Origin of the sequence: Hymenobacter aranciens, from assembly GCF_030580865.1 — a bacterium.
In the GTDB taxonomy this organism is placed as follows: Bacteria; Bacteroidota; Bacteroidia; order Cytophagales; family Hymenobacteraceae; genus Hymenobacter; species Hymenobacter aranciens.
The window spans coordinates 166232-178797 of the sequence record NZ_JAUQSY010000003.1; the positions used below are offsets into that span (position 1 = coordinate 166232).

At 63.3% G+C, this 12566-nt stretch carries 7 protein-coding genes and 1 tRNA gene; 4 read left to right on the forward strand and 4 right to left on the reverse strand.

Going from position 1 to position 12566, the window contains the following annotated elements; genetic code table 11:
* Nucleotides 1-286: 286 nt before the first annotated feature.
* A complete protein-coding gene (locus Q5H93_RS05240; RefSeq protein WP_305005446.1) occupies nt 287-2236 on the reverse strand; it encodes a peptide-N-glycosidase F-related protein in 1950 nt (649 codons plus the stop codon).
* 252 nt (nt 2237-2488) lie between these two features.
* Here Q5H93_RS05240 and Q5H93_RS05245 point away from each other — a divergent pair, with 252 nt between their 5' ends.
* Together Q5H93_RS05245 and cysK are read left to right on the forward strand one after the other, a co-directional pair.
* The gene (locus tag Q5H93_RS05245; protein WP_305005447.1) at nt 2489-3328 is read left to right on the forward strand and encodes a serine O-acetyltransferase; all 840 of its coding nucleotides are present in this window, start codon (nt 2489-2491) and stop codon (nt 3326-3328) included.
* 205 nt (nt 3329-3533) lie between these two features.
* Complete coding sequence (cysK, locus tag Q5H93_RS05250; RefSeq protein ID WP_305005448.1) at nt 3534-4457, forward strand: cysteine synthase A; 924 nt, start codon at nt 3534-3536, stop codon at nt 4455-4457.
* 118 nt (nt 4458-4575) lie between these two features.
* Here cysK and Q5H93_RS05255 read toward each other — a convergent pair whose 3' ends face one another.
* Nucleotides 4576-7305 carry an MGH1-like glycoside hydrolase domain-containing protein gene (locus tag Q5H93_RS05255; protein ID WP_305005449.1) on the reverse strand — a complete coding sequence of 910 codons (2730 nt, stop codon included), beginning with the start codon at nt 7303-7305 and terminating at the stop codon, nt 4576-4578.
* A gap of 116 nt (nt 7306-7421) precedes the next feature.
* On the opposite strand from Q5H93_RS05255, the gene Q5H93_RS05260 reads away from it, so the two are divergent.
* Nucleotides 7422-8294, forward strand: a complete 873-nt coding sequence (locus Q5H93_RS05260; RefSeq protein WP_305005450.1) for a helix-turn-helix transcriptional regulator — start codon at nt 7422-7424, stop codon at nt 8292-8294.
* 85 nt (nt 8295-8379) lie between these two features.
* Nucleotides 8380-8766 (forward strand): DUF983 domain-containing protein, encoded by a 387-nt coding sequence (locus Q5H93_RS05265; RefSeq protein WP_305005451.1) that lies wholly within the window; start codon nt 8380-8382, stop codon nt 8764-8766.
* Nucleotides 8767-8955: 189 nt separating this feature from the next.
* On the opposite strand, the gene Q5H93_RS05270 is transcribed toward Q5H93_RS05265, so the two are convergent.
* A tRNA-Ala gene (locus Q5H93_RS05270) sits at nt 8956-9029 on the reverse strand.
* A 187-nt stretch (nt 9030-9216) separates the two neighbouring features.
* Nucleotides 9217-12441: a TonB-dependent receptor gene (locus tag Q5H93_RS05275; RefSeq protein ID WP_305005452.1), complete on the reverse strand. Its 3225-nt coding sequence runs from the start codon at nt 12439-12441 to the stop codon at nt 9217-9219.
* Between the last annotated feature and the right edge of the window lie 125 nt (nt 12442-12566).

The window sequence follows — 12566 nt, forward strand, 5'->3', positions numbered from 1 at the left end:
TTTTATTACCAAAAAGGCTGCTGGCGCGCGTCTCTGACGCGTGCCGACTGGCTTCGAGCCTCTGGCTCGTTATCTCGAACGACTCCCTGAGCGATTCCCTACTAAGGAGACAATCAAGCTATTCGGTATACGTCAAATCGTTTGAGATGTCGTTCAACCAGCGAGCCAGAGGCTCGAACCCAGTCGGCACGCGTCAGAGACGCGCGCCCGCGGTATTCATTCAATCGCACAAAAAAGCCCCTCCGTGCCTGGCACGGAGGGGCTTTCTCATTCGCAGGCCGGGGCCTTACTCAATCACAATGCGGCGGTGCAGGGTGGTGCCATCGGCAATGGCTACCTCCAGGTCGTACACGCCTTCGGCGAGCTTGCCCAGCTCCAGGGGCTGCACGGTGGTTTTCACGGTTCCCATATCCCGGGTCCACACGCGGCGGCCGAGGGCGTCGCGCACGTTCAGGCGCACATCGTGGCGGGCGGGCAGGTTCAGGTCGAGGGTGAAGCGGCCGTCCTGGCTGGGGTTGGGGTACACGTCGAACACCGTAAGCAGGGCCGGGTTGCCGGTGGCCGAGGGGTTGCCGGCCACGCGGAAGTTCAGGGTGTACTCGCAGCCGAAGTCGCCGCTGAAGTTGCGGAAGGTGGCGCCGGTGCGGGCGTCGTTGAGGCGCATAGTGCCAGTGCCGGCCTGGGGCGAGGCCCACCAGTCGAAGCCGTCGCAGCCCAGGTCGGTTACGCGCAGGGCGTAGCAGCCGGGTTGCAGGCGCAGGGTGTCGTTATAAGTAGTGTTGGCGTTCGAGTTGACGCGCTGCTTTACCACATTACCAGCCACATCGAACACCTGCCAGCTGGTTTCGCTCGCTAAGGTATTCGTGACGGCGTTGTTGGTGCGCATGGCTACCACGAAGCTGGCCGGCAGCACGGCCGTCGCGTTGAATTTGACGCTCAGCGTATCGTTGTAGGCGTTGGAGTCGCGGGCGCCGTTGGGCTGGGCAATCCAGGCCTTGAAGCGGCCGGCCGCGCCGTTTTGCACCGCCGAAAGGATAGGCAGCACCACCAGCGTATCGCGGCCGTAGGCCAGACTGCCGGTCCAGGCGTAGGTTTGCACGGCGCCGCGGCCCTGCACCCGGTAAGAGATGTTGGCGGCCGTCAGCGTGGTGCTGCCCAGGTTGCGGATGCGCACTTTGGGACCGCCGCAGCTGGGGTTGTCGCGGAAGTAGTTTTCGTTGTTGTTGGGCGAGATGATTTCCTCCATCGCCGCGTCGTTGCGGAAGTTGATGGGGCCGGCCGTCACGAGCTGGCTGGTCCAGATGTAGTTGGCCCGGGCCGCGCCCTGGCGGGTTACCGTGCCCGTGTAGGCCTGCATGTTGATGTCGACGGTGAACGGGCTGCCGGGCGTGAGCAGCGGCGTAAGCGCGTGCCGGAGCGGTTTTACCACGGCGCCGGGGCACCAGTTGCCGCGGTCATACACCCAGGTGCCGGTTTGCGGATACACCTGGTTGCGACCGCAGTCGTTGCGCCAGAGCTGGGTCGTCGAGCGCAGGGTGCCGTTCACGAGCACCCGGTAATATTTGTTGCAGAACTCGGCGCAGTTGGCATCGTCGAAGCCGTGGCCCGACACCAGGTTTTTCAGCGTGGTGGTGCCGGTGCTGGGCGCCGTGAAGGTGCGGGCCGGCATGTGGTTGTCGATGGGGTCGGCGGCGTCGCCGTAGTTATAGGTGCCATCGTACACGTTGCGCACGTCGATGGGGTCCTGCGGCGGGGTGCCTTCGATGTATTCGAGCACCAGCGTCAGCGTGAAGCCCCAGGAATACCCCTGGTAGTCGAACTGAAACGGCTGGTTGCCATTCAGCACCGGGGTGTAGTCGGTCACGTCCACCACGTAGTCGTGCTTTTTGTTCAGGGCCAGCCAGTCGGTGGCGTAGGGCGTCATGATGCGGGCAATTTCCAGCGGGTCGTGGGCCGGGGGGCGCACCAGCACGCGGGTGGTGTAGTCCCAGGAGCCGCAATACTGGCTGCCGGGCGTGCAGGCGTAGCGGCCCAGGATGTAGTGCAGCAGTACTTTACGGTAGCGCGTGCCCGCGCCGGGCAAGATGGCCGTCGTGTCGTAGAGGCCATTGCGGGAGAGCTTGCGCTGGTTCCAGATAGTGACGCGGGTGGTGTCGCCGGGGGCGGCTAGGCTGCGTTCGGGCAGGGCCAGCACCGCAAACAGGAGCAGGAGGAGAAATTGTAATTTTTTGGGCATGGGGTGGAGGGGTAAATGGTGGTTCAAGTTACGCACGAAAGCCCGTTTATCGGGCATAAATCAGCTATTTTCGCTGATAACTGTAGTCGGCCGGTCTTGTTCGGACTGCTGCGGTTGGGTGGGCCGATTAGGAGTAGAACCGGAAAATAGCCCGGACGCGGCGGCAGCCCGGCGCCAAAACCTTCCCCGCGCCAGGCAGTTATTTGCAGTGGCTGCCGTGCCGTAGTCGTTGCCTTCCCGTTGCCCCAGCCCATGCCTCCCGAAACCGAACTCTTTGTTGCCCAGCTGGCCCACGCCCACGCCACCGTGCGGGCGCAGCTGCCCGGCGCCGCCCTTTGCGCCCTGGCCGACGACCTGCTGGCCCTGCTGTTTCCTGAACGGGCCGAGCGCCCCCTGCCCACCGCCGACGCCGTGGCCGCCGACCTGCACCACTTCCGCACCGCCCTCACCGGCCTGCTGCGGGCCGTGCCCGACTTGCCCACCGCCGCCGCCGAGCTGGCCACCGAATTCACCCACCGTCTGCCAGCCCTGCGCGAAGCCCTCATCCGCGACGCCACCGCCATCCAAGCCTCCGACCCGGCCGCCGGCGACCGCGCCGAGGTCGTCAGCTCATACCCCGGCTTCTATGCCACGGCCATGTACCGCATTGCCCACGCGCTGTACCTGCGCGGGGTGCCCCGCCTGCCGCGCCTGCTCAGCGAGTATGCCCATCAGCGTACCGGCATCGACATTCACCCCGGCGCCACCATCGGCGCGGCCTTCTGCATCGACCACGGCACCGGCATCGTCATCGGCGAAACGGCCGTCATTGGGGCCAACGTGCAGATTTACCAGGGTGTCACGCTCGGCGCGCTCAGCGTCACGAAGGGCCTGCAGGGCCAGAAGCGCCACCCCACCATCGAAGACCACGTCGTGATTTACGCCGGGGCTACCATTCTGGGCGGCAGCACCGTGGTGGGCACCCGCAGCATCATCGGGGGCAACGTGTGGCTGACGGAAAGCGTACCATCGCACTCGCGCGTCTACCACCGCGCCCAGATTCACATTTCGCGTGCCGAAGACCCCGCCAGCGCGCTGATGTTCTCCATTTAAGGCAGTGGCAATGTGTAGAAGAACTTCATCCTGAGCGACGAAGGAGCGAAAGGACCTCGCCCGCGCCGCCCGCAGCAGTAATTCAATACCTTTCAACGAAAAGAAGTTGCCACCACAACGAAGCGGGCGAGGTCCTTTCGCCTTCGCTGCGCTGCGGCTCAGGATGACGTTCTTTTCTCCTGACGTTCTTTTTTAACATTCCTTCATGAAAGCCAATACCATTCTCGACACCATCGGCAACACGCCGCTACTCCGCCTCAACCGCCTCTTCGCCGCCACCCGCCCCGATGTGGAAGTGTGGGTGAAGCTCGAGCGCCAGAACCCCGGCGGCAGCATCAAAGACCGCATCGCCCTCTCCATGATTGAGGAGGCCGAAAAGGCCGGCCAGCTCACCAAAGGCTCTATCATCGTGGAGCCTACCTCCGGCAATACCGGCGTGGGCCTGGCCCTGGTAGCTGCCGTGAAGGGCTACCAGCTTACCCTGGTGATGCCCGAAAGCATGAGCATCGAGCGCCGCCGCCTCATGGCCGCCTACGGCGCCAAGCTGGAGCTCACGCCCCGCGAAAAAGGCATGAAGGGCGCCATCGAGCGGGCCCGCGAAATCGTGGACAGCACGCCCGGCGCCTGGCTGCCCATGCAGTTCTCCAACCCTGCCAACCTCAAGGCCCACGCCGAGCACACGGCCCTCGAAATTCTGGCCGATGCGCCCGAAGGCTTCGACTTTCACATCACCGGGGTGGGCACCGGCGGCCACATCACGGCCGTGACGGAGGTGCTGAAGCCGAAATTCCCGAACATGAAAACCTTCGCCGTGGAGCCCGAGGCCTCGCCCGTCATCAGCGGCGGGGCGCCGGGGCCGCACCCCATCCAGGGTATCGGCGCGGGCTTCATCCCCGACAACCTGCACACCAATATTCTCGACGGCGTCATTCAGGTGAACCAGCAGGAGGCCTACGACTACGCCCGCCGCGCCGCCCGGGAGGAGGGGCTGTTCGTGGGCGTGTCGTCCGGCGCTTCGCTGGCCGCCATCGCCAAGAAGCTGCCCGACATGCCGCAGGGCAGCCGCGTGCTCACCTTCAGCTACGATACCGGCGAGCGGTATCTGTCGGTGGAAGGGCTGTTTGTGTAAGGTGCGGGCACCGCAGAACGACATTCGGCCGGTCGTCGCCACCAGTGGCGATGACCGGCCGAATGTTTTTTAACGACCCGCCACCGGTGGCGGAAGTATTCCCGGAACACTGGGTGCGCTATTCCACCCGCGTCGCCCGCAGGTAGTCGAGCATGGCCTGGTTCACGGCGCCGTTCATGTTCTCATTGGCGGGCTCGAAGTTCAGCTGGAAAGTGTGCGTGCCCGGCGCCAGGCGCACCAGTACCGGGTTCGAGAAGCCCCAGTTCGACCACTCGCCGACGCCACGCTGGGGCAGCACCACGGTGCCCACCTGCTGCTCGCCCAGCCGCAGGGTGCGAATGGCGCACTTATTCTCGGTGTTGACGGGGCCATTGCCGTTGGCGTAGCGAAAGTCCAGCGCGTAGGTGCCGGCCTCTGCAATCTTCACCGGGATAGTGAGGCGGCGGTTCTGGGTGCTACTGATTTCGATAAAGCCCGCGCCGGTGAAGCCCTGGTAGGGCAGGGGCGATTTGGGGGTCATGGCTTCCAGCGGCACTTGCACCGTCGTCGGTTTGCCGATTATCAGTGGCTCACTGGCAAAGGACTCAACGCCTTGCGCATTCACGGCCATCACCTGGTAGTGCCCGCGGTCGGCGGGCAGGTCGAGGGGCCAGCTGTTATTATCGAAAGGGGTGGAGGGCTTGCCGTTTTTCAGGATGAGGTAGCTGGTGGCCCCGGCGCACGGCGGCCACACCAGCCGGTCGCCCTGCACTTGCACAACGGGAGTTTCCGGGGTCACAATGTTGGCGACCCGGTTCACTATCTGCTCGGCCGGGGCGGTGTTCGTCAGCACAATCTGCACCTGGTGCCGCCCCGTGAGCGAGGCCGGCATGGCCGCCCCGGCCAGCGGCTGGCCATCCAGGGTGATGGTTTTGATTGCGTGGCCGAAGCCCGTCATGGCCACGTCCAGCACCGCGCCCCGGTAGCGGAAGTTCGTGAGCTTGCGCGTGCCCTGCAGGGCCTGCGGCACGAAGGGCCGGAACACCAGCTGCTCAGCCTCAAACTGCATGCCGAACAGCACCTTATACACCAGCCCCAGGCTGCCCGAGAGGCTCCAAAGCATGTTGGAGGAATTGACCTGCGTACCGGCGTAGTCGCCGTTTTCGGCCACGAAGTTCTCCTTGTTGGTCAGAAACAGCGCCGCCGGGCGGTAGATGGCCGCGATGCTCTCCATCACCGAGTTCTCGTTGCCGGTTTGGGCTGCCGCCAGGGCCCAGTAGCTCTGCACAAAGGGCCACACCGCATTGTTGTGGTAGGGCGGAATGCCCGGAATCTGCGGGTAGATGCAGGGCGCGCCAAAGGCCACGGTGGGCGTCATTTGCACCACGGTTTTGGCCCGCTCCGCATCGGCCACGCCGAAGAGTACGCACAGCGCCTCGCCCAGGGTTTCCGACCTGGGCGACAGCGTCTGGTGCGCCCGGCCGTAGCGGTACTGGGCGTAGTAGCCCTGGCCTTCCTGCCACAGGTAGCGGTTGATGCCCTGCTGAATCTGGGTGGCCGCCTGGCGGTGGCGCGTGGCTACGGCCGCCTCGCCCAGCCGCTCGGCCATGCTGGCCAGCACCACGTTGGCCTGGTAATGTACGGCGTTGGTGCCCAGGTTTTCGCTCTGGTAAATATCAGCCGGCTGCATCCAGCGCGGGTAGGTTTGCTCGCGCCAGTCGAGGAACGACGACTCGCCGCGCACCAGACCGGTCACAGGGTCGTAGGCATTTTGCGCATCATCTTCCAGCGACTTTTTGATAACCGGGTACACCGTCCGCAGCCAGTTTTCGTCGCCCGTCACCTTGTAGATTTCCCAGGCCGCCACGGCCCAAATCGTGCGGTCGGTAGAGCAGGGGTAGGCCCCGCCGGTGCCCGTATCCTGGATGATGCGGCCGTTGGCACTCACCTTGCGCAGCAGGCTGGTCATGGCCACTTTGGGCTGCAAGGCCGCCTGCGCCAGAATGATGGAGTAGCTGATGTCGCGCGTCCACACGCCCGCCCACTCCTTGCCGGTGCGGAAGGTGCCGTCGGGCTCCACGGCGCGGCGGGCTTCCTCCAGGGCCAGGTTGTAGAGCGCGTCGGAGAGCGGGTAGTCGGACGAATACTGCGGCAGGTCGTCGGTATTGAGGCTCTTTTTCCACTCCGTGGCGGTGGTTTTGGCATCGGCCGGCGCGTTCAGCGTCAGCGTAATTTCGTAGATGCCGTCGCCGTCGGCATCCTTGAGCTCAAACTCCGGCTTGTGGTAGAGGTTGTCGAAATCCCAGCTCAGCGGCGCGGGCATGCCGGCCACGAACACGCCCTTGAAATCCTGCCGGAAGATTTTATCGCCCTTATAAGTAGTAAAAAATCCCTGCTCCTTAAAGGCCTTGAGCACGGTCCGCATGTCGAGCCGGATGCGCAGCGGCTGGTTGGCGGCCAGGTAGGTATTGGCCGGCATGGGCGTTTTGTCGACGTACTGCTGGCCGAACACGAGGAGCGGCGTTTCGGCCGTGGTGCTGCCGGCGCGGGGCAGGGCCAGCACCTTGTGGTCCTGGCCGGGCGCCATCTCGTTGTCCTGCCCGTTGAGGGCAAACTTGAAGGTGATTTCCGGGCTTTGAAACGCGTTGGCCGGGCTGCGGTAATTGGATTTGAGCTCGGTAGGGGAGAGGGCTTTGGCCTCGAACTGACCCTGCACCACCCGGTCGGGGTAGAGCGTGTAGGCGTCCGATTTCCAGATAGGGCGGCTGGCGTCGAGCATAGGTCGGGCATCAAGTACAGGTTTTTGCGTCTGACAAGTGCTGAGCCCCAGGCCCAGGGCCAGCCAGCCGGCGGCAACGATGTTGTTCATGGTTGCAAAGGTAGGGGCTCTGGTAAAGGAGTTAAAAGTTGAGAGTTAAAAGTTAAAAAGCGGGCCAGTACTGGTTTTTAACTTTTAACTCTCAACTTTTAACTTTTACTTGCCGCATGAAGTCGCCCGCGCTGCCTATTCTCGCCCTCGAAGCCTTCGCGCCCGACCCGCACCACCAGCCGCCCTACTACATCCAGCGGCTCGAAGCGCACCTCGCGCAGTTTCCGGCCGTGAGCAAGCCCCACGCCCACAGCTTCTATTTGCTGCTCTACGTCACCCGGGGCCACGGCACCCACACGATAGATGCCCACACCCACGACCTGCGGCCGGGCAGCCTCTTTTTCCTGGCGCCCGGCCAGGCCCACGCCTGGCAGCTCTCGGCCGATGCCCAGGGCTACATCGTCTTCTTCAGTGCCGCCTTCTACCAGCGGCAGTACCCGGCCGCCCGCCTCGCCGCCTACCCGTTTTTCGACCCCGCTCAGCGGCCCGCGCTCTACCTGCCGCCGGCAGATAATGCAATCGGGCCGCTATTCGCCAGTATGCTGGCCGAAAAACGACGGGCCGCGCCCAATGAGTACGAAGTCGTCGGCGCCTATTTGTTTCTGACCCTGGAGCTGGCCGCCCGCGCCTACGCGCCCGCCGCCGCCCCGCCGCCAGCTCACGCACAGGAGCAGGTGCGGGCCTTCGCCCAGTTGCTCGACCAGCACTTCCGTCAGCACAAAACCGTGCGCTTCTACGCCCAGCAGCTGCACCTCACCCCCAACCACCTCAACGCCGTGTGCCGCCGCCTGCTGGCCAAAACCGCCAGCGACCTCATCCACGCCCGCGTCATCGCCGAGGCCCAGCGCCTGCTGCGCCACTCCGCCCAAACCGTGGGCCAGGTCGCCGATGCCCTCGGCTTCGACGATGCTTCCTACTTCACCCGCTACTTCCGCAAGTACGTCGGCCAAACGCCCGAAGCCTTCCGGCAGGCGCCCGATAATCGTTGATTTGTCCCGCATCTGCCCGCAGATGCCTCTTAAAAAACAGGGCTACTGAATCGAACTTTGTATCAGTTATTCAGCCCTGTCAATCATGTCCCAACCCACGTCTTCCACCCTGGCCCTGCTCGACCTCCGCTGCCCCCGCTGCCACCAGGGCAAGCTGTTTTCGCACCCCGCCTACCACCTCACCAAATTCGCCCACATGCCCGAAAGCTGCCCCGTGTGCCAGCAGGCCTTCGAGCCCGAGCCGGGCTTCTACTTCGGCGCCATGTTCGTGAGCTACGCGTTTTCGGTGGCCATTTTCGCCATCACCAGCGTGCTGCTCTACTACCTGGCCGGCGACCCGGCGCTGTGGGTTTACATCGTGGTGGTGGGCGCGGCCGCTACCGCCTGCACGCCGCTGGCCCTGCGCTACTCCCGGGCCCTGATGCTGTACTGGTTTGGCGGCGTCAGCTACCGGCCGGAGCTGGCGAAGTAATGCCGCCTGTCATCCTGAGCGCAGCGAAGGACCTTATCACACCAGAACGATTGAGTAACTGCTTCGTTCTGATGTAATAAGGTCCTTTGCTGCGCTCAGGATGACAGATGATTGCAGCATGCCAGTAAAACAAAACAGGCCGCCTCGGTTACCCGGAGCGGCCTGTTTGTCTTCATTCACACCTTCAAGTGGAGAATATCGGAGTCGAACCGATGACCTCTTGCATGCCATGCAAGCGCTCTAGCCAGCTGAGCTAATCCCCCTTGTAGTTGGTTACCGCGGCGCCAGTTGCGATTTGGTTCTGCAAAAGTACGGCGAGTTTTGGGTTTTACAAACACTGGCCGCAAAAATTCTGCCTGGAATCCGCAAGCTCCAAAAAGTCAGTCAGAAAAAAAGCGGGCGGGAACTGCGTCCCGCCCGCTTTTCCGGAGTCTGGCTAAGCCGGGGGGCTTAGTTGAAGGAGTAGCGCACGCCCAGCTGCATCTGCCAGCGCGAGGCAAATGCACTCACGTCGTAAGCCTGCTGCACTTTGGGGAAGGAAATAACCGGCTGCCCATTCTGGAAGCGCTCGACGCGCGCCAGCTGGAACGACTGGTTATTGACGAAGTACTGACGGCCCCAGTCGTTGTTGAGCAGGTTGCCGAAGTTGATGACGTCGAGCGTGATTTGCAGTGAGTTGGTTTTGCCACCGGCCTCGAAGTTGATATCCTGAGCCAGGCGCACGTCCACTTTGTGGGTGAAGGGTGTGCGGGCGCCGTTGCGTTCGGCGTAGTTGCCGCGGTTGGCCTTCAGGTAGTCGTCGCTCTCGATGAAGTTGTTGAGGTCGGTCCAGATTTGGTCTACCGTGCGGGTGTCGCCGCTGCCGGGGGCCAGCAGGATTTCGCTCTGGTTACGCGGGATGTAGAACAGGTCGTTGCTGAAGGCACCATCGTTATTCAGGTCGCTCCCGCCCAGGCCGTAGAGGTAGGTGAAGGGCGTGCCCGACTGGCCCTCATACACGGCCGAGATGGTGGTAGCGAGGCGCTTGTTGGCGTAGCGGAAGGTGTAGCCGCCGGTGGCGATGATGCGGTGACGCACGTCGAAAGCCGAGTAGCTAAGGGTAGGGTCGTTGGGGCTGCCGTACACCTGGTTGAATTCCCAGTTTGACAGGGCGGTGCTGCTCAGGCCGCTGTTCAGGTCGCGGGCTACGCCGTAGGTGTAGGCCACCGAGGCGTTGAGGCCGAAATCAAACAGCTTCTGCGCCTGGCCAGTGAGGGTGTAGCGGTAGCCTTTGCTGGTGTTTTCGAGCAGCAGTACGTTGGTGTAGTCGGGGTCTACGCGGCGGGCAGCCGTGGTGGCGGCATACACCACGCGCTGGTCGGGGCCGGCGAGGCGGCCGGTGGGAGCCGTCAGGTTGATGTCCTTGTACAGTACGTCGTTGAGCGTCTTAGTGTAGATGCCTTCCAAGGTGATGAGCACGTCGCCGGGGACGCGGAAGTCGGTGGCAATGTTGGTGCGCCACACTTGCGGCAGCTTAAAATCCTTGCGCATCACGTTGATTTCGGTGGTCTTGACCAGGCCGGTGCTGTAGGCAGTTGCGAACTGGCTGGGGTCAGTTTCAAATGGCAGCACAGGAATAGCAGTTGAAGGTCGCACATCAATGGTGCCGAGCTGCAGACCATTGTTGATAAAGCTGTTGGAAACCCATACGAAGGGCGTGCGGCCGTTGAAGATGCCGCTGCCGCCGCGCAGCTGCACGCGGCTGTTTTCCTTGTCGGGGTTCCAGTTGAAGCCCAGGCGGGGGGCAAACAGCACCTGACCGTTGGGCACGTTCGAGGTGCTGATGTCGCTGCCGAAGGTTTCGGCCACGCCGGGGTTGTTGCCCGGCTTGTCGGGGAATACGGGGATGTCGATGCGGGCCCCCAGGGTCAGGCGCAGGTTTTCGACGGGCGTATATTCATCCTGGGCGTAGAAACCCAGCTGGATAGCATTGAACTCGGCGCGGGGCAGCGTGCCATCGGGCAGCAGCGAGTAGGAGGCGCGCACGCGTTGCGGGCGCGGGCCGGCGGCCAGGCCGGGCACGGTGTTGCCGTTGGGCAGAATGTTGCCGTAGAAGCTGGTGTTGGCACCCGTAGTGGGCGCATACAGCGAACCAAAGTCAAACCGGCCGTTGAAGTTGTTGACGAACAGGTTGTCGAAGCGGAAGAACTCGTTGTGCGTGCCCAGCGTCACGGTGTGCTTGCCGAAAGTGGCGGTCACGTTGTCGGTCAGCTCGAAGATGTCCTGGTCGAGGCTGTTGGCGGCCGAGCTGCGCTCCGTACCAATCTGGTACTGGCGGCCGCTCTGCGTGAAGTTGGCCTGCGGGAACAGCTCGCCCGGCGTGCTGCGCTTGTCGTTGATGCGCGAGTAGCCCAGAATCAGGTCGTTGGAGACGCGGCCGAAGCGGCTGATGAGCTGCAGCACCGTGCTGTTGGTGGTGTTGTTGAACTCGTAAGCGTTGTTGCCGAAGCGGAACAGGTTCGACGAGCGGGTGATGTTGTCGTCGAACGCCTGCACGTAGTTGTGGCGCAGCGTCAGCTGGTTCTTGTCGTTGATGTTCCAGTCGAGACGGCCGAAAATCTTGTTGCTCTCAGTCCGGCGAATCACCTCGTTGGTCGAGCCGGCGTCGTAGCCGAGGGTCTGGGCAAAGCGGGCTACCGAGTCGACCTCGCTCTGGCGGAACAGCGAGCTGCTGCTGCCGGGCGAAAACTGCAGCGGCTCGCTGCGGCGCGACAGCTCGGCGTTGGCGAAGAAGAACAGCTTGTTTTTCACCACCGCGCCGCCGATGCGGAAACCCGCCTGGTAGTTCGAAAACTCGTCGGCTTTCACGCGGGGCTCGGTCACGCTTTTGCCCACGATGCTCTGGTTGGTGCCGAAGCCGTAGATGCTGGCCGAGAGGTCGTTGGTGCCCGAACGCGTTACGGCGTTGATGCCGCCGCCGGTGAAGTTGCCCAGTTTCACGTCGTAGGGAGCCACGACCACCTGAATTTCCTGCAAAGCGTCGAGGGCGATGGGCTGGGTGCCCGCCTGGCCGCCCGGCGTGCCGCTGCCGGCGAGGCCGAACACGTCGTTGTTCACGGCGCCGTCGATGGTGATGTTGTTGTAGCGGTTGTTGCCGCCGCCTACGCTGGTGCCACCGCCGGGAGGGCTCGACGACTGCGGCGTGAGGCGCGTAAAGTCCTGCAGGCTACGGCTGATGGTGGGCAGGTTCTGAATCTGCTCGCGCGTGACGGTGGTGGCGGCGCCGGTGCGGCCGGCGTTAATCACCGGGTCGCGGCGGCCGGTCACGGTCACGCCGCTCAGCTCGGTGGTGGCTTCGGTCAGGCCCACGTCGAGGCGCAGGTTCTGGCCCAGCGTCAGGTACACGTTGTCGCGTACAATGTCCTGGTAGCCCACGAAGGTGATTTTCACCGTGTAAGGCCCGCCTACGCGCATGCCTTGGATGTTGAAGCGGCCGTCGGCGTTGGTCGAGACGCCGTAGTTGGTGCCGGTGGGCGTGTGCGTGGCCAGCACGGTGGCGCCGGGCAGGGCCGCGCCGGTTTTGTCGCTGATAAGGCCGTTCATGGCGGCCGTGGTAGAGCCCTGGCTCCAGCCCAGGCGGGCCGAGAGCAGGAGCACAAACACCAGCAGGAAGTGGCGTAAAAGTGAGTGTCTCATAAAATGGATTTTGGTGAGGAAAATGGAGAATGGTAGAAAACGGGGCAAAGGTACGATTGGCAAAGAGGCGGGTGTATTACCGCAATTTTACCATTCTTAATGCCTGGAGCTAATTGATTTATTAA

Excerpts from the sequence above, each read along its gene's own strand:
- Q5H93_RS05240 (WP_305005446.1), bottom strand. The coding sequence starts at position 2,236 with ATGCCCAAAAAATTACAATTTCTCCTCCTGCTCCTGTTTGCGGTGCTG.
- Q5H93_RS05245 (WP_305005447.1), top strand. The coding sequence starts at position 2,489 with ATGCCTCCCGAAACCGAACTCTTTGTTGCCCAGCTGGCCCACGCCCAC.
- cysK (WP_305005448.1), top strand. The coding sequence starts at position 3,534 with ATGAAAGCCAATACCATTCTCGACACCATCGGCAACACGCCGCTACTC.
- Q5H93_RS05255 (WP_305005449.1), bottom strand. The coding sequence starts at position 7,305 with ATGAACAACATCGTTGCCGCCGGCTGGCTGGCCCTGGGCCTGGGGCTC.
- Q5H93_RS05260 (WP_305005450.1), top strand. The coding sequence starts at position 7,422 with ATGAAGTCGCCCGCGCTGCCTATTCTCGCCCTCGAAGCCTTCGCGCCC.
- Q5H93_RS05265 (WP_305005451.1), top strand. The coding sequence starts at position 8,380 with ATGTCCCAACCCACGTCTTCCACCCTGGCCCTGCTCGACCTCCGCTGC.
- Q5H93_RS05275 (WP_305005452.1), bottom strand. The coding sequence starts at position 12,441 with ATGAGACACTCACTTTTACGCCACTTCCTGCTGGTGTTTGTGCTCCTG.